Origin of the sequence: Lactiplantibacillus garii, assembly GCF_003885105.1 — a bacterium.
Lineage (GTDB): Bacteria > Bacillota > Bacilli > Lactobacillales > Lactobacillaceae > Lactiplantibacillus > Lactiplantibacillus garii.
In genome coordinates, this window is sequence record NZ_QWZQ01000011.1 from 45,137 (window position 1) to 68,434 (window position 23,298).

The following is a 23,298-nucleotide window of genomic DNA, read 5'->3' on the forward strand; positions in this document are numbered from 1 at the left end:
TGAACAAAAAGAGTGCCCACTAATCAATTGCGTGAAAAGTGGACACTAACGGTTAATTTTTTAGTTAAACCCGACTCGCCAGTTGGTTATGGTTGCCCAACCACTTTGCCAAGCGTTGATAAACTAGCCAGAATACCGTTCCTACGAGGACGCCCTTAATCAAGTTGAACGGCACGACCACGAACAGAACGAAACTATTTAATGACAAGCTCAAATTGAAGCCCATGACTTGTAAGTAAAACGGGAGTACAAACGTTAAATTAGCGACCGATTCGACCACGGTCAGAAAAATCGTTGCCAGCCCCACTGCTAGTGGTAACCGGTACTTCGCATTGCCTTTAAAATAACGTAAAACTAACGCAAACACGATAATCAAACTAGCTGAACCTAAGAAACTAGCGAGTGAACCGATCAAGTCATAGATGGCAAACCCCATCGTCGCGGAGTGAATCACCAGTTTTAGAATCGTGATGGTAAACGCACCACCGACTCCGTAAAGGATCAATCCAATCAAAATCGGAATGTCGGAGAAATCAATCTTCATCCAGCTGGCCGCCGGTAAAATCGGAAACTCCAGTAACATCAAAATGTATGCACACGCGCCGAGTAAGGCAATGCCCACTAGTCGGCGTAGCGTTGTTTGTTCCATAACGCACCCTCCTATGGGTCATCTTCAATTGAACCCCTTGTCATGACTATGTAAAAAAAGCCGCTCGAATAACCGTTAAACGTCATCCGGGCGGTCTTATCTGCAAGTTTATGGCAAATAAGCTCGATCTTCTTTATACCAGACTTTACTGTCGACTTTGGAATTGCACCAAATCACTATGCCACTGCATAGGTCGCGGGTTTTTACCGCCGGTCGGGAATTGCACCCTGCCCTGAAGATGAACCAAATATTTATTTTTACAATTATATTTTAAACACAACGCTCCCAAAATGCAAGCGTTATCTTTCACCCTTTAACTTACTAATTTCAATTGGTTTAAGTTTGCGGTATTCGCCCGGTTGTAAACTTTGTAAATCTAAAACCCCGTACCGTTCCCGCTTTAGCTTGGTTACCGGGTGTCCAATGGCCGCCAGCATTTTCTTTACTTGGTGATTATGCCCCTCGTGAATCGTCAGCTGTACTAAAGCATTATTTTTTTTATGATCACTATCCAACAAGTTGGATTTTGCGGGCGCGGTCGTCCGGCCGTCGATCTCAACCCCTAAACGTAACTTTTTAAGGTCGGCGTTAGTTGGGACTCCTTCAACCTTAGCTAAGTAGGTCTTTTTAACTTCAAACTTCGGGTGGGTCAGGCGGTTGGCTAACGCCCCGTCGTTGGTCATGATCAGTAGTCCGGACGTATCATAGTCTAAACGGCCGACCGGGTAGATCCGCTCGGGGACGTCTTCAAAGAAGTCCATGACCGTTTTACGGCCCTTCTCGTCGTGGACGGTCGTGACCACGCCCCGCGGTTTATAAAAGAGATAATAAACCAGTTTTTCCGCGTTTAACGGTAAGCCGTCCACTTCCACGTGGTCGCTTGGTTCAACCTTGACACCTAGTTGGGTCACGGTTTGACCGTTAACTTTAACGTGACCGGAAGTGATTAGGACTTCCGACTTGCGCCGGGAAGCGACCCCCGCTTCCGCCATTACTTTTTGTAAACGTTCTGCCATTAGTTTTCCTCTCGATCTTCATGTTCGCCCTGCAATTTATCCTGAAACGCGTTTAAAAACAAATCGGTCTCGGGCGCCGGATGTTCGGCGTCGCTCAACGCGTCCAGGTCGATTGCGGGCAAGTCGTCTAACGTCTTTAAACCAAAATAGTCTAAAAATAGCTCCGTCGTTCCGTATAAAATGGGCCGTCCGGGTTCACTCAAACGTCCGGTCTCGGTGACGAGTTGGCGTAAAACCAACTTCTGAATCGTCGACCCGCTCTGAACCCCGCGAATTTCGTCGATCTCAATCCGGGTCAACGGTTGCCGGTACGCAATAATTGCCAGTACTTCTAACGACGCCTGTGACAGACTCGTCGATAACGGCGCTTCAAAGTAACGTTTGATGACCGGCGCAACCGCCGCTTTCGTGGCTAAGCGGTACGTGTTTTCCGTTGATAACACCGTTAAGGCGCTGTCCGGATCCTGCTCGTACTTCGCGGCTAACGTGGTTAGCATGGTGGTGATCGCCGGCTTAGCAAAACCGGTCGCGTGTTCGATTTCAGCCACGTTGATGCCCTCATCACCGGCGACAAAAAGCAGGCCTTCAATTTGTTCAATGTTCGTCATGCTGTTGATCTTCCCGTCTTAAAGATAAATGAATCGGTCCAAATTGATCACTTTGGGTCAGTTTGATCTGGGCCTGTTTGGTTAATTCTAGTACGGCCATGAAGGTCGTGACCAGCATTTCATCGCTCGCTTCCGGCGTAAACAGGTCCGCAAACACCATTTTAGCGTGGTGGGCCCGCAATTGCGACTTAATTTGGTCCATACGCACGTCAATATTGACGTTTTCGGCGACCACCGTTTTCGTCACTGGCCGGGCCCGCCGCCGTTTAGCGACGAGTTGGCGAAACGCCGCCTGTAGATCGGCCACGGTAATGCCTGCGGTTAACTTTGGGGTGGCCAGGTCGCTGGGCACTAACATTGCCTCACGCGTAAAGTGTTGGTGCCGCGCCCGTTCCTTGACCCGCAGCTCCCCCGCTGCTTCCTGGTAAACCTTATAAGCCAATAATTCCGCTACCAGCGAATCCCGCGGATCGTCGGCTTCTTCTTCCTCGTCTTCCACCGGCTCCGGCTGTGGCAAGAGGTAGCGGCTTTTAATGGTCATCAAAGTGGCGGCCATTACCAGGTAGTCCCCGGCAATGTCTAATTTTAAAGCCCGCATAGAATGCAGGTAATCCAAGTATTGCTGGGTAATGGCGGCGATTGGAATATCGTAAATATCCATTTTGTTTTGCCGAATTAGGTGTAATAACAAGTCGAGGGGACCCTCAAATTCAGAAATTTTAATGGTGATCGGTTGTTGTTGATTGTTTGTCACGATTTCGCTCCCACTCGCCAATAATTGGCGCCATTTCTAAAGTTCCCATGACCCGCTTATGGGGGTACAGTGCCGCTAATTCGTCTAACATCTGCTGCTGGTTTTGCGCGGTCCGCTCTTCCGGTGATAACGAGTCGTGGTGGACCAAAATAAAGTCGGGACCAATTTCGATTCCAATAATGCCACTAAAATCACCGTCGGCTTGCCGCCATAGCAACAATTGATGGTCGTCGGCAGCTAAGTACCAGCGCATTTCAGTTTGCAAATGAGCGATGTCTTTAAAATCGGGAACGAAGGAAAGCAGTCCCATCGCGACCTTTTCGTAATCTTTTCGGTATTTAACTAGCAACCTCTGCCTCCTAACTAAGCGCGCGGATGGTACTTATTGTAAACTTCCGCCAGGCGCTTTTTAGTAATGTGCGTGTAGATTTGGGTCGTCGAAATGTCCGCGTGCCCCAATAATTCCTGAACCACCCGTAAATCCGCACCGTTTTCCAAAATGTGGGTGGCAAACGAATGGCGCAACGTATGCGGGGTCACGTTTTTTTCAATGCCCGCCGCGCGCACCTCGGCTTTTAAATTCTTCCACACTCCTTGTCGGGTCAACTGCCCACCGTGATTGTTCAAAAACAGGTAGGTGTTGCGCCGTTTGGGCGAGACCAGCTTCGGTCGGGCCGACTTCAGGTAGCGGTCCACAAAGTCAATGGCAACGTCCCCAATGGGGATGATCCGTTCCTTATCCCCCTTCCCAATCGTTTGGATCAGGCCGAGGTCCAAGTGTAAGTCGTCCATTTTTAAATTGATTGTTTCGCTGACCCGTAATCCGGTCGCGTACATCACTTCTAGTAGTGTCCGGTCACGCAGCCCCAGGGGTGTGTCGAGCTTGGGCACCGCTAAGAGCCGTTCAACCTCGTGGGGCGATAGCACTTGGGGCAAATGTTGGGCCCGTTTGGGGGTGTCAATTTTGATCATCGGGTCACTGTCGACCTGGTGCATTTGGGCCAAGTATTGAAAAAACTTCCGTAAACTCGAGACACTATGAATAATCGTGTTACGTGACTTACCCGTTTCGTCCAAAAATTGCAGGTAGTTTAGCAAAACGTAGCGGTCCACCTGATTATAATCGGTGATCTTTTGGGTCATTAAGTACTGACTAAACTCCGTTAGATCCTGCGAGTAGCTTTTAATGCTATTCGTCACTAAGCCGCGCTCAACACGCAAAAAATGCAGGTAATCAGCAAGCTGGTCCTGCATTCGTTGCTCAATCTTGGGTTTGTCCATCAGCTTGTTCCACCAGCTTGATTTCACCGGGCTGCTGACTGATCAACCGCTGCTTCAGCAGGTTACCGATTGCCCGTTTGAACTGGGACTTACTAATGCCAAAGTACGTCCGGATATCTTCCGGATCACTCTTGTCCCAAAACGGTAAGGTGTGGTCCGCCTGATGTTGGAGTGCGGCCAACAACATCTGTGCGTCGTCACCAATTTCTTCGTAACCCCGGGGCTTCAAGGATAAGTTCAATTCGCCGTCCCGTAAGTGCCCAATGACCCGGGCTTTGAGGTGCTGACCCAACCGCGGTTCTTGATCCCGCTCGGACGGGTGCACAAATCCCAGGTGATTGTCATCGGTAATCACCGACGTACCGGCCATTTTCAGCCGAAATACGGTGACTTCAGTATCTTGATTTTTAACCTGTTCCCGGTCATACGGCTTCGCCAACGCCTGAAAATCCGTCATTTCGGCTAAAGTTCCCCATAACCGTTGCTTGTTATCACGCGTTAACTTAACGTACAGCCGGTCGTCCTTTTTAGGCCAGAGCCGACTGATCGTTGGCAGTTCGTCAAGTGAAACTACGAGGTCCTTGTTGGGTAAGCCCACGTCAACAAACACACCCAAATCGTGCCGTGTCCGGACAACCGTTCCCCACACAAAGTGGTCAAACGAAATCTCCGGGACGTGCCGGGTCATTTGTAAGTGGTGGTCCTCATTTTCATACACAAAACCTTCGTAGAGGCCGCCAATGTGCAGCGGCTTTTCGGGCTCCGCTTTATCGACCCACAGGGTTTGTCCGTTAACTTGTACAAAGTACGCGTCATCATTTTCATCGGTTACCTTTGCCGTAACCACCGTTCCCATAATACTATCCATCAATTTTGCTCCTTTAACCTACGAAATACTGAGATGTAGGACTTGAATAATGCAATAAGTAATTCCGGCCGCAATAATTGGACCGGCGGCAATCCCTTTTAACAAAACAACCCCCATAATGGTTCCAAAAACGAGGGCGACCGTAATTTCCGGCGTGGCTGATAATAAGCCCACCCCGTGAAAAGACAGTACTGAAACCAGAACCCCACAAGCGACCGCGATCCATCCGACCGGCGATTTAAACGCGTGTAGTAAGTCCCGAAAACCAATTTGACCAGTCGCAATTGGAATCAAAATGGCAACGGTGATCACCGTGACGCCCCAATTGATTCCCTTTTGACCAATCGTCGTTAATAATTTATTGGTATTTGGAATTAACTTGATCAACAAAACGACCACCGTTGCAATTTGTAACGACTGATTTTTACCCAGCCACGCAACGAGTAGAATTGCTAATAAAAACAACCAACTTTCCATACGACACCTCACGTGATATTTATTGTAACTGAAAACGCCCCAAATTACGAGGATTCCCGGTGATTCCTACCGAAAAAGTCGCACTTAGTCCTATGTAAACGAAAAAGCCGCCGCAAAGCGACGACTTTTCGTAATCAAATTTAATTTGATCTTAAAGGGCGTTGGAAGCACCGCGATAAACGATCCCACGACGTGAATCAACGGTGATCAATTGACCATCGGCAATCACAGTAGTAGCATCCTTAACACCAACGATAACTGGAATACCCATTGAGATACCAACAACGGCAGCGTGTGAAGTTAAACCACCATTTTCAACAACTAAAGCACTAGACTTTTCGATTGCTGGTAAGTAGTCTTTGTCGGTCGTCTTAGTAACTAAGATGCCGCCTTCAACAGCCTTGTCAATAGCTTCTTGTGCTGACGTAGCGATTACGGCTTTACCGATAACCGTTTCATCACCAACACCTTGACCATCAGCTAACTTAGAACCAATTAATTGGATCTTCATGATGTTAGTCGTCCCGCGTTCACCAACTGGCACACCGGCAGTAATCAAGATCAGGTCACCTTCCTTGGCAAAGCCAAGTTCAACGGCCTTCGAAGCAGCTAAGTCAAACATGTCATCAGTGGTTTCTGGTTTGTCAGCCACGATTGGTTGAACACCCCAGTTAACCATTAAACCACGTTGAGTCCGTTCGTCAAAGGTAATTGCTAAGATATCAGCATTTGGACGGTACTTCGAAATCATCTTAGCCGTGTAGCCAGATTCAGTCGCAGCAACGATCGTCTTGATGTTTAAGTTCTTAGCAGCCCGCGCAATGGCGATACCAATGGTTTCAGTAACACTAGTCTTGTCGAAACGGTTTAATTGTAAGTTACCGTTTTCGGCTAACGTGTTTTCAGCCTTTTCGTCGATCTTAGCCATCATGGCAACTGATTCAACTGGGTAAAGACCGTTTGCACTTTCACCAGAAAGCATCGTTGCGTCAGTACCATCAAAGACGGCGTTGGCAACGTCAGATGCTTCGGCACGCGTAGGACGTGGGTTTTCTTGCATGGAGTCTAACATTTGAGTGGCCGTGATAACGGGCATCCCTAAAGCGTTACACTTCTTGATCAAGCTCTTTTGTACCAACGGCACATTTTCAGCTGGAATTTCAACACCCATGTCACCACGAGCAACCATCAAACCGTCACAAACCTTCAAGATTTCATCGGCGTTGTCGATACCTTCTTGAGATTCGATCTTAGGGAAGATTTGAACGTGTTCCATGTGCTTTTCTTCGAGTAATTCACGAATGTCTAAGACATCTTGTGGCTTACGAACGAATGAAGCAGCAATGTAGTTAATTTCGTGATCCAAACCAAAGCGAATATCGCTTGAGTCCTTTTCAGTAATCCCAGGTAAGTTGATAGAAACGCCAGGAGCGTTAGTACCCTTACGTGAGCCTAAAACACCGGCGTTTTGAACGGTGGTAACCAATTCACGGTTAGCATCGTCCTTTTCGTCGATCTTCATGTCTAATAAACCATCATCGAAGAGGACATGACCGCCAACATGAACATCGTCATAAAGGCCATCGTAGGTAACAGCAATTTTGTCATGAGTTGATTCCAAAGAATCGTCCATGGAAATACGTACCTTATCACCGATCTTGTATTCAGACTTTCCGTCCTTTTGAACGGTCGTCCGAATTTCAGCACCCTTGGTATCAAGCATGATACCAACAGTCTTACCCGTAATCTTTTCTGCTTCGTGAACCTTGTTTAAACGGTCCAAGTGTTCCGCATGGTCACCATGTGAAAAGTTGAAACGGAAAATATTTGCGCCGGCTTCGATTAATTTAACAATAGTGTCAGTATCGGTGCTGGCAGGACCAAGTGTTGAAACAATCTTGGTTTTCTTCATAAGAAAAATCTCTCCCTTGAAAGTTTTTTATAAAAAGACATTAACGTCATTTTTATCAAAGTTTAGTTATAAAGTGGTTACCGTTTTTAGTGAAATGAAATTTCTTCATTCAACTTGCTGAGCGATAATTCCGCCTTATGTTTGGAATCGAATAGATCTAACATGTTATGGGTAACCAATTGGTTGTTTTGAATCCCAACGGCTAAGCCACCCTTACCGCTAAGTAAGAGTTCAATGGCGTAAGCCCCCATTTTACTTGCTAAGACCCGGTCTTTAGCCGTTGGTCGGCCACCACGTTGCATATGACCAATGGTGTTGGCACGTGCGTCAAAGTCACCGTATTGTGATAACTTTTCAACGAATTCATCAGCGCCCATCACACCTTCAGCCAAGACAACGATGTTGCAACGGTGTCCGTTGGCACGGTTATGCTTGATCTTGTTAGCAATGGTTTCCATGTCCCATTCCAATTCAGGAATCACAATTGCGTCGGCCCCGGCAGAAACACCGGCCCACATGGCAACGTCGCCGGCACCACGACCCATAACTTCCACAACGAAAGTCCGGTCATGACTGTGCGCCGTATCATAAATGCGGTCAAGGGCTTCTACGTCGGTATTAACCGCCGTATCAAAACCAATCGTGAAATCAGTAAATGGAATATCATTATCAATTGTTCCGGGAAGCCCAATCGTGTTGTAGCCGTGTTCAGTTAAACGTAAGGCCCCGTGATAAGAACCGTCGCCACCAATAACGACCAGGGCATCGATACCGAAACGTTTCAGTTGTTCGATTCCCTTTAATTGACCTTCTTCATGAGCAAACTCAGGATAACGTGCGGAATATAACAAGGTACCACCTTGGTTGACCACACCGTCAACGTCTGCTGCTTCGATTTTATGAATGTCACCAGCAACCAACCCGGCAAAGCCGTAATTGATGCCGTATGCTTCTAACCCTTCGGCCATTGCTTTGCGAGCAACGGCACGAACGGCCGCATTCATACCAGGAGCGTCGCCGCCACTGGTTAAAATACCAATGCGTTTCATTTTTTCACCTCAGGCAATAAATTGAGTTCGTAACTCCATAAGTGATTCTAACACTTTTAAATCTGGTTGTCTGTTATTTTCGCAAATTAAATCATGGTGAAAACGCCGTCACATCAAGGGGTTACGTTCTTCATCACCACATTATCGCGACCTAATAACGTTGTAAGCGCTCCAAACAAATCATCATTTTCAGCGACCCAATACTGTGAATTTAGTTCAACTGTCCGGTGGGCGCTGGCGGAATAGATCAAAACCGGGTTAGGCCCCGGGTAACGGCGCAGAAGCGCTAAAATCTTTCTTTGAATTTCCGCACCCGCCTGTTCTGGCTGTAACCGCAAAAAGAGTTGACCGGCCGGTTTAGGAAACTGATCCGCAAGTTGCCAATTATCCACAATAACTTGTAAGCCCCGCTGCTGTTCGACCTTTCCCGTGATCAAAACGATACTTTCCGGTTGTAGTTGTGCTTGCAGCCGTTGGTAAGTAGTCGGAAAAATTGTCAGGTCGATTTCGCCCGAGAGGTCACTCCCGGTCGCAAAGGCCATGGGCTGACCACGCTTGGTCCGAATCGTCCGTACCTTAGTGATATAGACTAACAATTTGACCCGCTGCTCATTAGTGAGCGTACTGATCAAACGCGTTCGCTGTTGCTGAGCCAACCACTGGTAGGTTTCGACCGGGTGACCCGAAACGTACGTCCCCAAGTACTCGGCTTCCTTAGCCAGCCGTTCTGCTAGTGGCAATTCGGGCTGCTTCTTGATCTTCGGTGCTAACGATGCGAACAAACTCATGCTGTTACCCGCGAGTTCCGCGCTGGACATCAATTCCGGCACGCTCGTCAACAGCTCGGCCCGGTTCAAGCCAAAGTGGTCAAACGCCCCGGCGTAAATCAAAGCCGTCATTAAATCGTCCTTTAACCACTTCGGGTCAACGCGCTGCATGAACTGCTGCAAGTTTTTGAACGGTCCGTTAGCTTGGCGCTCGCTGATGACGCTTTGAATGAAGTCACGACGTAACCCCTTGATTGAACTTAACCCAAAAATCAGCTGCTGCCCGTTCCAGTCAAAGAACTGCCCACTGCGGTTGATATCCGGTGCGACGATTGCCACGTGGTGTTGCTTGGCTTCCGCTAAGTACTGCTTTAGTTTCGTTCCGTTACCCAACACGGAATTCATTAACGACGTAAAAAAGGCACCCGGAAAATGGACTTTCAGGTAGGCCAGTTCAAACGCCATCTTACTATAAGCTACCGCATGTGAGCGATTAAATCCATAATTTGCGAATTGTTCGATATATTGATAAACCTGGACCGCAACGTCCGGCGCAAAGCCGTTTGCTTCGGCACCGGCAATAAACTTTTGCCGCATTTCATCGATGACGGCCCGTTTCTTCTTACTCATGGCCCGCCGCAGTAAATCGGCTTCACCTAAACTGAAGCCCCCCATTACGGCGGCAACTTGCATGACTTGTTCCTGATAAACTAAGATGCCGTACGTTGGACCCAAAATCGGGGCCAGCTCCGGTGCGGGATAGTTCACGGGTTCCTGACCCCGTTTACGCGCAATAAAGTGGTCAATATTTTCCATGGGACCCGGCCGGTACAGGGCGTTGACCGCGGCTACCAGTTCAAAATTATCGGGGTGTAACTTCCGCAAAACGTTCCGGATGCCCGCCGATTCAAACTGGAAGACCCCGGTCGTATCCCCCGCCTGAAACAGTTTTAACGTTTCCGGATCGTTGAGGTCGATCTTGGTAATTGCAAACGGCTGACCCGTTTGGCGCTGAACGTAGTGTAAAGCACTCGCCATCAAAGACAGGTTCCGCAGCCCTAAAAAGTCCATTTTAAGTAACCCGACCGCTTCGACGGTGTCCTTGGTGTATTGGGTCATCATCATCGTTTCACTACCCGCTTGCAAGGGGACAATCGTGATCAATGGTTGCTGACTCAACACCACGCCGGCCGCGTGAGTCGAATAGTGGCGCGGCAAGCCCTCTAACCGTTGGGCGGTTTCAAATAACAACCGGTTCTTACTCGAATCTGCGACCATGTTTTGGAGCCGCTGCGAACCAGCGTACGCTTGTTTTAGCGTAATGTGCAGTTGGTTAGGAATCGCCGCACTCCAGTCACTCATTTCAAAGGTCGATAAACCAAAGACCCGGCCGACGTCGCGTAAAGCCTGTTTTGCAGCGAGCGTTCCGAACGTGATGATCTGGGCGACCCGGTCATGACCGTACTTATCGTGTACGTACGCCAAAACTTGTTCCCGCCGGTTATCCGGAATATCCAAGTCAATATCGGGCATGTTCGCCCGCTTGGCATTCAAAAACCGTTCAAATAATAAGTGGTACTTGAGCGGGTCCACGTCAGTGATTTTTAAAACGTACGCAACCAGCGACCCGGCTGCGGACCCCCGCCCCGGCCCCGTCATAATGTCGGCCTGGTGGGCAAAGTTCATCACGTCCCACACGATGAGAAAGTAGTCGTCAAAACCCATTTGGTCGATGACTTTCAGCTCCCGCTCCAGCCGTTGTTGGTACGGTTGGGCGTCGGTTCCGGGAGCCATCGCCGCCAACCGTTCCTGTAAGCCAGCCGTACACAGCTCCCGTAAATATTGGTTTGCCGGTTGTTGCTGTGGTGTCGGGTACTTTGGTAACTGGGGTTGCTGAAAGACTAGCTCCACGTGACACGCCGACGCGATTTTCCCGGTCGCAGCCACCGCCGCCGTTAAATCAACGTTTTGATAATCTTGGATGACCGTTGCCGCCGGTTTTAAGTAGTGCGCCCCGGCCAGCCCCCGTAATTGTTCCGGGTGCTCGATCTGCTGGCCACGTTCAATTGCCCGCAGGACCGATACGGCAAAGTAGTCGGTCGGCTGCACGTAATCCACCGGGTCAAGGGCCACGATGGGCAACCCCACCTGGTCAGCAAAAGTAACGACCGTACTCCGCATGGCCGGTGCCTGGTCTAACGACACCCCTAAATATAGGCTGTTCGGATCAACTTGGGCTTGCAACTGCTGTACCCAGTTCGTCACTTGCGAACCAGCGTCTTGCATAAGTAGGGCCGTCAATTCACTGTCCTTAGCCGGCGTTAAAACGATCAAATGGTGTAAATGTGGTAACACCGCCGTCAGCGTGAGCGGCTGATCCGTTGGTGCCGTTTGTTTCATCGTCGAAAGGCGCATCAGTGTTTGATAACCATCCCAGTCCTTAGCTAACACGACCAGGCTAAACGTTTGGTCGGTCAACTGACTCCCGACTAAGTTCAGGGTAATTCCTAAAATCGGGGTGATTTCGGCTTGCCGACAAGCGTTATAAAAATCCACGATACCGTACATGACGTCCACGTCCGTCAGTGCCAGGGCCGGGTAACCCTGCTGCTTAGCAGTTTGAACGAGTTCGTTAATCGTACTCGTACTTTGTAACAAACTGAACGTGCTGAGCACTTGTAAGGGAACGTACTGCATTGCTACCGACTCCTTTCCATCATGATTTAAAGTTACTCCCATTATACCAAACAGTTGTTCTTTACGGCAGTGATAACCTGATTGGATTTTCAAAGTGGTTGTGCTAAAATAACTTTCATTGGGAGGTGTCGGAAGATGATGAAACAACTTACAATTATCGTTTGGGCGGTTTTGTTCGGGGAAGTGATCGGTTACATCGGTGGTGCCCTCGAAACCTTATCTTGGAACCCCGGTGAAATCGGGATCATTTCAGCCGTCTTTGCGCTGATCGTGGTCAACGGAATCACCCTAATTACTAACCATTCCCTACCCGTTAAAGGTTCTGAAAAAAAGTAATCTAAAATAAAAATCCGCGGTAATCAAGCATTTGATTACCGCGGATTTTTCTATTGATAACCGCACCCTTATTCGGGGGTCGAAGCACTCGGTTGATTTTCAAAAACCAAGTGATCATCCATTAAATTGATTTCAACGGTCGTCTTTGGTGCGACCCGGCCAGCAATAATTTCCTTCGCCAGCGGCGTTTCAACGTGGTTGGTAATAAACCGCCGTAACGGCCGCGCGCCGTACGCCGGCTCGTAACCCTGCTGTGCGATCCATTTTTTAGCGGGATCCGAGATCTTTAACGTGATTTCACGGTCCTGTAACCGACTAGACAAGCGGTCGATCAACTTGACCACAATTTGTTCAATGGCGTCTAATTGTAACGGCGTGAACATAATAATGTCGTCAATACGGTTCAAAAACTCCGGTTTAAAGCGGCTTTGAACTAACTGCATGACTTGATCATGGGTTGCGGCCGACAGTTGACCGTGTTCGTCCACTCCGGCTAACAACTGTTGTGAACCCAAGTTGGACGTCATGATCAAGATGGTGTTCTTAAAATCAACCGTCCGCCCCTGACCATCGGTTAAACGGCCGTCGTCTAAAACTTGAAGCAGAATGTTAAAGACGTCCGGATGGGCCTTTTCAATTTCATCAAACAACACGATTGAATACGGGTTGCGGCGGACCGCTTCGGTCAACTGGCCCCCCTCTTCGTAACCAACGTATCCCGGAGCCGCCCCCACTAAGCGGGAAACGGATTCCTTTTCCATGTACTCACTCATATCAATTCGAACCATGTGATCATCCGCGTCGAACAGGTCCTCGGCTAACGCCTTCGCCAATTCGGTCTTCCCGACCCCGGTCGGCCCTAGAAACATGAACGAACCCAGTGGCCGGTTCGGGTCTTGCAACCCCGCACGGGACCGTAAAACTGCGTCGGCCACGGCGTTGACCGCCGTATCCTGACCCACGACCCGTTCGTGCAAGTGGTCGGCTAAGTGTAACAGCTTTTCCCGTTCACCCGCTACCAGCTTATGAACCGGGATCCCCGTCATGCGTGAAACCACGTTCGCAACTTGATCCGGCGTGACCGATTCCTGTACGAGCCAGTCGGCGTGGTGGTCGTTGGCTTCCATGTCCTTTAATTCGGCTTCTAACTTCGGAATCGTGCCGTGTTGCAATTTAGCGGCAGCTTCAAGGTCGTATTGATTTTCGGCCGTCTCGAGATCGTGTTTTGCCTTATCCAACGCCGATTTTTTATCACTTAACGCCTTTAGGCTCTTTTTTTCACTATCCCAACGTTCCGCTAGCGCCCGCTGCTTTTCCTTGGCACTGGCCAATTCTTTTTGTAAATCGGCCAATCGTTTCACCGACGCGTCGTCGGTTTCCTTCTTCAACGCGGCTTCTTCCACTTCCAAACGCATCAGCTGCCGGTTCACCTGATCCAGTTCCGTCGGGTTAGAATTCATTTCGACCCGGATTTCGGCGGACGCTTCATCAATTAAATCCAACGCTTTGTCGGGTAAAAAGTGGTCGGTAATGTACCGGTCGGATAATTTAGCCGCCGCTACTAAGGCGTTATCGTGAATCCGCACGCCGTGGTGAATTTCAAACCGTTCCTTTAGACCCCGCAAAATACTGATGGTGTCTTCAACGGACGGTTCGGCAACTAGTACTTTTTGGAACCGGCGTTCAAGGGCCTTATCCTTTTCCAAATACTGGCGGTATTCGTCCAGGGTCGTTGCCCCGATCAAGTGGAGTTCCCCACGGGCCAGCATGGGTTTCAGTAAGTTACCGGCGTCCATGCTACCTTCCGTTTTACCGGCACCTACGATGTTGTGAATTTCATCGATGAACATAATGATCTGCCCATCGCTCTTTTTGATTTCCTTTAAAACGGCTTTTAACCGCTCCTCAAACTCGCCACGGTACTTGGCCCCGGCAATTAACGACCCCATGTCTAGTGAAAAGAGCGTCTTGTCCTTTAAGTTTTCGGGCACGTCACCGCGAACGATTCGCTGGGCTAGGCCTTCAACAATCGCCGTTTTCCCAACCCCGGGTTCACCAATCAGAACCGGGTTGTTCTTCGTCTTACGGGACAAAATTCGAATGACGTCCAAAATTTCCTCGTCACGCCCAATAACCGGATCTTGATTACCTTTGCGGGCTTGCTTAACGAGGTCGACCCCGTACTTTTCTAAGGCTTGGTACTGGTCTTCCTGGTTTCGAGACGTGACCCGCTGCCCCCCGCGAATTCGGTCAACCGCGTTTTTTACTTGGCCGGCCGTGATCCCCGATTGCGTTAAATACTTAGTCAGCTGGTCACCCGTTTGGTCCATCAGTGCCAAGGCGACCGTATCGGTAGCTAAGAAGTCGTCTCCCAGTTCTTTCCGCTTAACGTCGGCCGTTTGCATCAGGTTCGCTAAACTACTACTAAAACTCTGACCATACTGTACGTTTTCGCCGCTAACCACGCTAATATCGTCCAGTTCGCGGTCCAATTCAACTTGTAATTTATCGAGGTCGGCACCAGCTTCGCTGAAGATCTGCCGGACGAGTTCCCCCGGTTGCGTTAAAAATTTAAACAGGTGCGGGACCCCAATCTCTTGGTGGCGCCGCGTCTGGGCAATTTGTTGGGCCTGCGCTATGGCTTGCTGTAAACTTTCGGTTAATTGTTCTGGATTCATAAATCGTAACCTCCTCAAATTCGGTTAGCAAAAAGGCAGCTATCCAGCTGCCAATTTTATTTGACCTTTATTGACTATTGAATTATATAACGGATGGTCAAAGAAGGTCAAGAATTTAGTTTTGATTATAATTGTCCGTTACAATTTGCAACACAACGTCCACGGCCTGGGCCATAACTTGTTCCGAAACGTATTCAAAGCGTCCGTGCATGTTCTCGCCGCCGGCAAACAGGTTGGGCGTCGGTAAGCCCATAAACGAGATCTTTGAGCCGTCGGTGCCCCCGCGGACGGGGAAGATCAACGGTTTAATATCAAGTTTTAACATGGCCTGCTTGGCCAGTTCAACGACGCCCATGTCCTTTTCAATGACTTCCCGCATATTGTAATACTGGTCCTTCACGTCAACCTGCACGTACTGGCCACCGTGAGCTAAGTTAACTTGGTCGGCATCCGCGACGATCAAGCGTTTGCGCGCTTCAAACTTTGCCCGGTCGTGATCCCGAATGATGTAGGTCAACTTGGCCCCGTCAACCGTCCCATCTAACGCGAGTAGGTGGAAGAAGCCTTCACGCCCCGCCGTTTTTTCCGGAACGTCGTGGGCTGGCAAACCATCTTGAAATTCAACCGCCAGTTGTAACGCGTTGACCATGACGCCCTTAGCCGAACCCGGGTGCACGTTGACTCCTTTGATGGTGACTTCGGCCTGCGCCGCGTTAAAGGTTTCGTATTCCAGTTGGCCTAACGGACCGCCGTCAACCGTGTAGGCGTAATCGGCCGCAAACGCGGGCACGTTAAAGTGATCCGCCCCGGTCCCGATTTCTTCATCGGGACCAAATGCAACCCGAATTTTACCGTGTTTAATTTCAGGATGGGCTAGCAGATATTCCATCGCACTAATAATTTCTGCCACCCCAGACTTATCATCAGAGCCTAATAACGTGTTCCCGTCGGTGGTGATCAAGGTGTGGCCCGTGTAATTTTTTAAATTAGGAAAAACTTTGGGATCCAACTGATAATCACTTTCACCGAGCGGAATCACCGAATGGCCGTCGTAATTTTCCACGATTTGTGGGTTAACGTTTTCGGCGTTAAAGTCCGCCGTATCAATGTGGGAAATAAAACCCAGCGTCTTGACCGGTTTATCCGTATTGGCGGGCAGCGTCGCAAATACGTACGCACTTTGCTGGTCCTGCGTTACGTCGCTTAAACCGACTGCTTCTAACTTCTTCATTAATTGGTTTAAAAAGGCCGTTTCCCGGGGTGACGACGGAACCGTCGTGGAATTTTCGTCGGAACGGCTGTTAATTTTAACGAAACTGAGAAAATCTGAAATCAAATGCGGATATTTTGTCATCTTACAAACTTCCTTTCAAAGCTAAATAAAGGTAAACGGATCAGTATTTAATTGGGAGGCTACAAACTCGACTTGCCAGTCATTTTCCGCCTGCCACCGTTTAAAGAGCTGGGTTAAATGTGCTTTGCAAATACTTTCCACGTGGTGGCCCGGATCAACCACCGTGAGTCCGGAAGCCAACATGTCGTGCACGGTGTGGTAGTATACGTCACCCGTCACGTAAGCTTGCGCTCCCGCTCGAAGCGCATCCGGGTAAAACTTGCCACCGTCGCCACCTAGTACGGCGACCCGTTTGATCACTTGTTGCGGTTCTTGACAAACGAGCCGTAACCCGTCGACGTGAAAAACGGTCTTACAACGTTTGGCAAAGTCCAGCGCAGTCATTGGTTGCGGCAAATTACCGACCCGCCCCATGCTGTACTGGTGACCACCAGTTAATAACGGTTCCACTTGGTAGTCCCAGTCATCCCCGGAAACGAAGCGGTTGATGCCCGCAACCGCAGGCTTAACTTGATCAGCCATCAAGTTAACGGTAAACTGCTCGCCGGAATTAAACGCGTACCGGTTTAGACTAGCGTGCCAAGTCTTGGTTAAATATTCCTGGACCGCTTCCACTTGGGCGGTCGGCACGGTCACGGTCATTTTAACGGCCGCCTCTTCGTAACCAGCGACTAAACCGGTTACGCCGGTCAATCCCAATTCGGCCGCTAACCAGTCGTTCATGCCGCCATCCGCGCTGTCCAGGTTGGTGTGGGCCGCGTACACGAGAATGTGATGTGCCGCAATGTCGGCGTACATGGCTTTTTGCGGGTCCTGATAATCAAGGTTGTTCGCCGGGTGAAACATGACCGGGTGGTGCGCAAAAATCATGTCCGCCCCAATTTTAACGGCCTCTTGCACGACTTCGGGTCGAACATCTAACGTGACCAACACCTTATGGATCGCCTGTTTAGGATCCCCAATTTGCAGGCCGCTGGGATCACGATCCCACTTTAATTTCAAAGGTGCAAACCGTTCAAAACGACTAATTAACTCATTTGCCAACATCCGCTAAGACTCCCTTAATTAAATTAATTTTGGCGTTCGCCGCGGCTAACTGAGCCGTGGGAACCACTTTAGCTCGTTGCATCTGATCAACGGCCCGTTCTGACCGTTGTAATTCACGGTGCCATTTGGCGATGAACACCGGAGATTTTTCCTTTAATAGGAACGGTCCGAATAATAACTCCGCTTCTGAGTAATGGACCGCGTGCGTTACCCGGTCCGCACACAGCACTTCGTACGTATGACCATCCTCCGCTAAAATCCGTTCAGCGGTAATTTGAAACTGATTAGCCGCCAGCCAAGCGCGAACCGTGGCTTCGCCAACGTTGGGTTCTAATACGAGGCGTTGCACCCCGTTTAAACGCTGCGGCTCAGCTTCTAAAATGTGTCGAATCAACGGCCCACCCATGCCCGCAATCGTGACCGTATCAATGCGATCCGCTGGTAAAATCGCGGCTAATCCGTCCGCTAAGCGGGCCTCCAGGACGGCATTTAAGCCTAGTTTATTGATCTCGTGGCGCGCGTTTTCAAAGGGCCCCTTGACCACTTCGCCGGCCACCCCCCAACTAATCCGTTGGTTCAATGCCAAATTAGCTGGTAGGTACGCGTGATCGGACCCAATGTCAGCCACGCGAGCCCCCGTTTTTACAAACGCCGCCACCGTGGCTAACCGTTGCGATAATTGTTTAGCATCCACACACATAACCCCTTTTTTCATCTTAATAATGAAGTTTAACTAATCACATTCTAACATGTCCAGCCCACGAAACGGCTTTCAGTAACGAAAAAGTTCACAAACATCCTAAGTTAATCTAAAGGACGCTAAATTTTTCTTAACCCGCCCTTTTTCTTAACCATTTTTCATCATACTGAAATAATTAGACTGTGGTGATTCGGCACGTCCCGCAGCTACAAAACGTACTTTAATGAGAGAAAGCTTGATGTTATGCATAATCGTGATTTATCCGCACCCCGATTGCTGAGTGGGCTCAAATTACTCGCCATCTTACCGCCCGTCGGCATTGCGTGGCTAATTTACCTCAGCCGCTGGCAATGGTTACACCTGATCAAACGGCCAGCGGCGGCCGGTCGAGACCCGCTGTTAGCCTTCATTCTGTTGTTAATGGGCGTCACCGGGCTAAACCTGAACCACCATGACTACCGGAGTGTTTGGTTATCATTATTGATGTTATTTGTATTACTCAATTTGTGGTTGCTATGCCGTCAAACGACCCAAATGATTTCCTTACACGCCCTCAGAAAGTTCATGATCCAATTTGGATTGTATATTACAATTAGTGGCAATTTATTTCACTGGTTAAACCAGTGGCTCACCCTGCCCACCTGGCTCAAATTCATGCTGGGAGACCTTTTGTGGGGCTACGCCGCTAATCAGAACCGCCTATTCGGGTCGGCCTATAACCCGAACGACGCCTGTTGTTTATTGTTGATCGCCCTCGGGCTCTTGCTGACACAGTTGACCGTTCACCACGTTCAGGGAACCCCCCTGAACCAGGCTGCCGCGTTACGTAGTGGCAGTTGCGTGGCCATCCTTTGTCTGGGCATCTACCAAACTAAGTCGCGAACGGGATTAGCCATTATGATCGTCATTTTGATCATTACGGCCTACCAATTGCTTCAGCGTCACCGAATTTGGCTGAGTGGGGTCCTTGCGAGCGGCTTATGGTTAACCTGGGCCTTCTTTCCGCGCAGCCATTCGTTCGCGGCGTCGTTACAAACCCGGCTGACCATTTGGCACAACAGTTTTGATTTATTCAAACAGGCCCCCTTACTCGGGGTGACCTACTTCGGCTTTGCCAAACGCTACCTTAATTTAACGGGCACCTACGTCCCCCACGCACACGACATTTTACTCATGCTGCTGGCTTCTTTCGGAATTTTGGGCGGTATCGGCTTTTTAGCCTTAGTCGTTAATAGTGGCTGGACCCTGACGAAGTACTGGCGGATCTACCGTCAACCCAACCTCCGCTATTTCATCATGACCCTACCCATTATTTTTGCGTACGGTCTAACCGACTTTGTCCTATCTTCCCTACAAGTACTCATTATTATCCTACTATTGATTGCCTACTGGCACCGGGAACGACAAACTAGTCATCAACTGGCCACCCCGCAATAAAATCGTTCCGTAAAAAAATGAACCCCGCTCCGTTCGCGTAACTAGTTAATGTAGGGGCCGCTAAGCCGACCACCACCATTAAAGTTACCGCAAAGGAGTGCTCACTATGATTCAGTCACAACTCAACACGATTCTGGAAGACCGCACGATTGCTCACGATGAATTTGCCAGTATGACTGGTATAAATCTAAACACACTCAAACCGTTAATTACGGGTCAGGCCAAAAGTATCACGTTTGACGACCTAAACACGATCACCCGCACACTGGACGTCGAGTTAAACGACCTGTTCCTAGTCACTCCCGACCTTGATCTCGAGGTGAGCCTGACGAACGTGGACGAAACCACCAAAAACTTTAACGGGACCTTGCACTTTATTGATAATGATCAAAGCATCGTGACCGACCTGCCCCTAACCGGCCACTATCACCAGTCGGGGCCCCTGTTCACCTTCACCATTAACGACGCTTACGACGTTGAGTTAGAAGCGGACGGGATTGCCGAACGACTCAACGATCTCCAGCCGACTCCGCTCATGACCCCTACCAAACGCCACCTGCTTAATTTACTGGCACAACACCCGGAACAACAGGCGTGGTTTGAACCCGAGGGAATGCCGCTGAGTGACAAACCCACGGACGTTGAACTGGAGCGGTACTTGCAAGTCGGCAACCTAATTGCCCGTACTCAGTACGAAAAGCTTCACCGGCTATTGGAACCGCTCGCCATGACCTTTTTGGCCGCGCTGTACCACGATTTCCCTAAATTTTTAGGGGATCCGCAAGTCATCGCGGTCCCGTGGGGGATTCCCGATACGTTCCATATTTTTAACTTCATTCTCGCAGAAAGTCCGGAATCGTTGACCAACAACGGGATTACGAAACGGCAGGAACAAGCTCGTCAACAGAGTGCCTTTCCCGTCAGCTACACGAGTTTAGACGTCATTAGTTACTTTTCAAACGATTAAGACTTACCTTCCAAAACGAGCGCCCAAAGTCGGGTGCTCGTTTTTTCGGCCTTGTTTCTCATAATCCCGATCCCGTACGCCAACTTAACCAACGTTAGCCGTTAGTGTTAACGTTGTCACCAAAAAACGCGTTTACATGGTACCTCGGCAGAACGGTTTTCTTTACCTACTTATAACCGGTGCGCCGCTCTTTTTAAATTTACGGGTTATCGTTATCCACGCGGTTTTTTTCGGGTTATACTAAGGCCAACGAAAACTGAAAGAAGGAATTTATTTTGAAGACTGCCGTATTTGAAAAAGCCGGCCAAATGCAAATTGAGAACGTGACTAAACCAACCGTTCAAGCGGACGACGACGTCATCATCAAAGTCGTGCGGGCCTGCGTCTGTGGGTCGGACCTGTGGACTTACCGGGGTTTTGAAGACAAAGCACCCCATTCTGAAAACTCCGGTCACGAAGCAATTGGGATCGTGGACGCAGTGGGGGCCGCCATCACCACCGTTCAACCCGGGGACTTCGTGATTGCGCCGTTCACCCACGGCTGCGGCCACTGTGCGACCTGTTTGGCGGGGTTTGACGGGGGCTGCCTTGATCACCCGCACGCCGACAACTTTAGTAACGGCAACCAGGCCGAATACGTCCGTTTTCAGCACGGTCAGTGGGCCCTCGTGAAAGTTCCCGGTCAGCCGAGCGACTACGGCGAAGGGATGCTGAAATCGTTACTGACCTTAGCCGACGTGATGGCCACCGGCTACCACGCCGCTAAAGTCGCCAACGTAAAGGCCGGTGATACCGTTGTCGTTATGGGTGACGGCGCCGTGGGATTATGCGCGATCATTGCCGCCAAAATGCGGGGCGCTAAACGCATCATCTCAACGAGTCGCCACGCCGACCGTAAAGCGTTGGCCCAAGCATTTGGTGCCACGGATAACGTGGCAACGCGGGGGGCCGACGGTGTTCAAAAGATCTTAGCCCTCACCAATAACGCCGGGGCCGACGCCGTTTTGGAATGCGTGGGTACCGAACTATCCGTCAATACGGCCTTAGCCGTAGCCCGTCCCGGTGCCGTGGTCGGTCGCGTGGGCCTACCCCACACGGCCAAAACGGACTTAGCCGCTCCGTTTGAAAAAAACATTACCTTAGCCGGGGGGCCGGCTTCCGTGACCACTTATGATAAGCAACTCCTATTAAAGGCCGTTTTAGATGGTCAAATCAACCCCGGTAAGGTCTTTACGAAGACCTTCACCCTTGATCAAATCGACGCAGCTTACCAAGCCATGGCACAGCGCCAGGCCATCAAATCAATGGTCATTGTTAGCCAGTAACGCTCGCCAGACAAAAGATCTCTCAGTGGAGATTCGCGTGAATCTTCACTGGGAGATCTTACTAATGCACATCGATTAAGCTTCGTTAGGATAAATTCCAAGTACAAAGTCATTCAATTGCCGTTCAATGTTATCGCGCTCAATTCCAATGTAGCGTTTAGTCACCTGTTCACTGGAATGGTTAAAAATCATCATCAGTCCCGCAATGTCGTGGGTCTGCTGGTAGTAGTGGTACCCAAACGTCTTTCTTAGGGTGTGGGTGCCAATGTCATTGCGGTCTAAAAACCGACCGGCCGTTTGAAATACCCGGTAAACACCGTTAACGGTAATGGCGGCCTTCCCCCGACCACTGGGAAATAGCGGCTCGTTAGCATCCCGGTAGCGGGTGTATCGTAATAGTTCGGCCCGTAAGTTTTTTAAGAATAACCAGCGCTTCTTACCCGTTTTTTGCTCAATGATCATGACCCGGTCTTGATTGCGCACCTGACCGACCGTTAATTTCAAAATATCGCTCATCCGTAATCCCGTATTAATTCCCACAAGAACGATCATCCGATTCCGCTGTCCGTGGTGAGTTTGTAAAACGGCCCATAAAAAATCATCAATTTCTGCACGGGTTCGCAGTGGTTCTACATTATAGTGCATTTATTCTCTTTACCTCAACAATCAAATCAAGCGTTTTATTAGTCGTCAATCTAATCTTACTCGTTATAATTGTTCACAACCATAGTTTATTTTTTACCAATAATTAGCCGGCACGTTTTAATCCGTGCCGGCTAATGGTTTATAAATCGTTATCAAGGGCACTTAACTGGTCCGTAAATACTTTTGCCGTTGGGGTTCCTAGCGTCCCAACCAGGGCTTGTTGTACCGTCAGAACTTGTTTTTCGCCCGCTTCCGTCAGTGTTAAACTTCTTAAACGGCGATCAGGTAAGATTGGTTCGCTTTGAAGCAACCCGTCCTGCGTCAACGCACCAATTGACTGAGCCAACGACCCCTTCGAAATTCCCAGTTCCGTTGAAACTTTAGTAATTGGTTGGTTCGCAGCTTGTGAAACGTATAGTAAAATTCGTAACTCGTTTAAACTCAGCCCAGTCTGTGCCGACCAGCTGGCCGTTAACCGTTTTAACGACCGCTCAAGGCGCATAATATCTAAAATATAGTCAAAAGATTTTCCCATAATCGTAACAACCTCCCGTTTCTTTGCTCAAACCAACGTCCATAAAAAATAGTCGTCAACTTTCGCACGATTTTCAAAAAAATTATGCGAGCAAACGACTGATGTAACGGCCTTTAGCGCGGTGTTGCTAACGGCAGGTTATATTAATTATTATGTTCAATCCAATGATATCGGGGAGGCTTTCGCACTATTATTT

General features: G+C 49.3%; 21 protein-coding genes and 1 riboswitch. Of the genes, 4 read left to right on the forward strand and 17 right to left on the reverse strand.

The annotated features are described in order from the left end of the window. Nucleotides 1-64: 64 nt before the first annotated feature. The 11 genes from D1831_RS04735 to dnaE all read right to left on the reverse strand — a co-directional run bounded on the left by D1831_RS04735 (nucleotide 65) and on the right by dnaE (nucleotide 12,078). Nucleotides 65-649: an ECF transporter S component gene (locus D1831_RS04735; RefSeq protein ID WP_125071776.1), complete on the reverse strand. Its 585-nt coding sequence runs from the start codon at nucleotides 647-649 to the stop codon at nucleotides 65-67. A gap of 122 nt (nucleotides 650-771) precedes the next feature. Then, a riboswitch (FMN riboswitch) is annotated at nucleotides 772-893 on the reverse strand. A 55-nt stretch (nucleotides 894-948) separates the two neighbouring features. Next, nucleotides 949-1,665 (reverse strand): pseudouridine synthase, encoded by a 717-nt coding sequence (locus tag D1831_RS04740; protein WP_125071777.1) that lies wholly within the window; start codon nucleotides 1,663-1,665, stop codon nucleotides 949-951. Beyond that, entirely contained in the window at nucleotides 1,665-2,273 is a 609-nt protein-coding gene (scpB, locus tag D1831_RS04745) for an SMC-Scp complex subunit ScpB (RefSeq protein WP_125071778.1), read from the reverse strand. Before scpB ends, D1831_RS04740 begins: the two co-directional genes overlap by 1 nt. Further along, a complete protein-coding gene (locus D1831_RS04750; protein WP_125071779.1) occupies nucleotides 2,260-3,027 on the reverse strand; it encodes a segregation and condensation protein A in 768 nt (255 codons plus the stop codon). Before D1831_RS04750 ends, scpB begins: the two co-directional genes overlap by 14 nt. Beyond that, nucleotides 2,993-3,376: an N-acetyltransferase gene (locus D1831_RS04755; RefSeq protein ID WP_125071780.1), complete on the reverse strand. Its 384-nt coding sequence runs from the start codon at nucleotides 3,374-3,376 to the stop codon at nucleotides 2,993-2,995. The genes D1831_RS04750 and D1831_RS04755 overlap by 35 nt, the downstream gene beginning before the upstream one ends. A gap of 14 nt (nucleotides 3,377-3,390) precedes the next feature. Next, on the reverse strand, nucleotides 3,391-4,281 hold the full coding sequence (gene xerD / locus D1831_RS04760) for a site-specific tyrosine recombinase XerD (protein ID WP_125071798.1): 891 nt from the start codon (nucleotides 4,279-4,281) through the stop codon (nucleotides 3,391-3,393). A gap of 7 nt (nucleotides 4,282-4,288) precedes the next feature. Continuing rightward, a complete protein-coding gene (locus D1831_RS04765) occupies nucleotides 4,289-5,176 on the reverse strand; it encodes a CvfB family protein (RefSeq protein ID WP_125071781.1) in 888 nt (295 codons plus the stop codon). Between the two features lie 18 nt (nucleotides 5,177-5,194). Further along, nucleotides 5,195-5,653, reverse strand: coding sequence for a DUF441 domain-containing protein (locus tag D1831_RS04770; RefSeq protein WP_125071782.1), 459 nt, complete (start codon nucleotides 5,651-5,653; stop codon nucleotides 5,195-5,197). A gap of 151 nt (nucleotides 5,654-5,804) precedes the next feature. Continuing rightward, on the reverse strand, nucleotides 5,805-7,565 hold the full coding sequence (gene pyk / locus D1831_RS04775; protein WP_125071783.1) for a pyruvate kinase: 1,761 nt from the start codon (nucleotides 7,563-7,565) through the stop codon (nucleotides 5,805-5,807). Between the two features lie 86 nt (nucleotides 7,566-7,651). Further along, nucleotides 7,652-8,614 carry a 6-phosphofructokinase gene (pfkA, locus tag D1831_RS04780; protein WP_125071784.1) on the reverse strand — a complete coding sequence of 321 codons (963 nt, stop codon included), beginning with the start codon at nucleotides 8,612-8,614 and terminating at the stop codon, nucleotides 7,652-7,654. A gap of 113 nt (nucleotides 8,615-8,727) precedes the next feature. Then, nucleotides 8,728-12,078 (reverse strand): DNA polymerase III subunit alpha, encoded by a 3,351-nt coding sequence (dnaE, locus tag D1831_RS04785; protein WP_125071785.1) that lies wholly within the window; start codon nucleotides 12,076-12,078, stop codon nucleotides 8,728-8,730. A gap of 135 nt (nucleotides 12,079-12,213) precedes the next feature. Between dnaE and D1831_RS04790 the strand changes: the two genes are divergently transcribed. Beyond that, nucleotides 12,214-12,414, forward strand: coding sequence for a YjzD family protein (locus tag D1831_RS04790; protein WP_125071786.1), 201 nt, complete (start codon nucleotides 12,214-12,216; stop codon nucleotides 12,412-12,414). Nucleotides 12,415-12,482: 68 nt separating this feature from the next. Here D1831_RS04790 and clpB read toward each other — a convergent pair whose 3' ends face one another. The 4 genes from clpB to D1831_RS04810 all read right to left on the reverse strand — a co-directional run bounded on the left by clpB (nucleotide 12,483) and on the right by D1831_RS04810 (nucleotide 18,187). Then, entirely contained in the window at nucleotides 12,483-15,092 is a 2,610-nt protein-coding gene (gene clpB / locus D1831_RS04795) for an ATP-dependent chaperone ClpB (RefSeq protein WP_125071787.1), read from the reverse strand. 115 nt (nucleotides 15,093-15,207) lie between these two features. Further along, on the reverse strand, nucleotides 15,208-16,446 hold the full coding sequence (gene pepT, locus D1831_RS04800; RefSeq protein WP_125071788.1) for a peptidase T: 1,239 nt from the start codon (nucleotides 16,444-16,446) through the stop codon (nucleotides 15,208-15,210). A gap of 21 nt (nucleotides 16,447-16,467) precedes the next feature. After that, complete coding sequence (locus D1831_RS04805; RefSeq protein ID WP_125071789.1) at nucleotides 16,468-17,493, reverse strand: Nif3-like dinuclear metal center hexameric protein; 1,026 nt, start codon at nucleotides 17,491-17,493, stop codon at nucleotides 16,468-16,470. Further along, nucleotides 17,480-18,187 carry a tRNA (adenine(22)-N(1))-methyltransferase gene (locus D1831_RS04810; protein WP_125071790.1) on the reverse strand — a complete coding sequence of 236 codons (708 nt, stop codon included), beginning with the start codon at nucleotides 18,185-18,187 and terminating at the stop codon, nucleotides 17,480-17,482. Before D1831_RS04810 ends, D1831_RS04805 begins: the two co-directional genes overlap by 14 nt. 249 nt (nucleotides 18,188-18,436) lie before the next feature. Here D1831_RS04810 and D1831_RS04815 point away from each other — a divergent pair, with 249 nt between their 5' ends. From D1831_RS04815 to D1831_RS04825, 3 genes are all read left to right on the forward strand, one after another. Continuing rightward, nucleotides 18,437-19,630 (forward strand): O-antigen ligase family protein, encoded by a 1,194-nt coding sequence (locus D1831_RS04815; protein WP_125071791.1) that lies wholly within the window; start codon nucleotides 18,437-18,439, stop codon nucleotides 19,628-19,630. Nucleotides 19,631-19,736: 106 nt separating this feature from the next. Next, nucleotides 19,737-20,597, forward strand: a complete 861-nt coding sequence (locus tag D1831_RS04820; RefSeq protein WP_125071792.1) for a helix-turn-helix domain-containing protein — start codon at nucleotides 19,737-19,739, stop codon at nucleotides 20,595-20,597. A gap of 275 nt (nucleotides 20,598-20,872) precedes the next feature. Then, on the forward strand, nucleotides 20,873-21,922 hold the full coding sequence (locus tag D1831_RS04825; RefSeq protein ID WP_125071793.1) for a zinc-binding dehydrogenase: 1,050 nt from the start codon (nucleotides 20,873-20,875) through the stop codon (nucleotides 21,920-21,922). A gap of 75 nt (nucleotides 21,923-21,997) precedes the next feature. Here D1831_RS04825 and D1831_RS04830 read toward each other — a convergent pair whose 3' ends face one another. Next, a complete protein-coding gene (locus tag D1831_RS04830; protein ID WP_125071794.1) occupies nucleotides 21,998-22,567 on the reverse strand; it encodes a tyrosine-type recombinase/integrase in 570 nt (189 codons plus the stop codon). A 139-nt stretch (nucleotides 22,568-22,706) separates the two neighbouring features. Continuing rightward, a complete protein-coding gene (locus tag D1831_RS04835) occupies nucleotides 22,707-23,102 on the reverse strand; it encodes a MarR family winged helix-turn-helix transcriptional regulator (protein WP_125071795.1) in 396 nt (131 codons plus the stop codon). Between the last annotated feature and the right edge of the window lie 196 nt (nucleotides 23,103-23,298).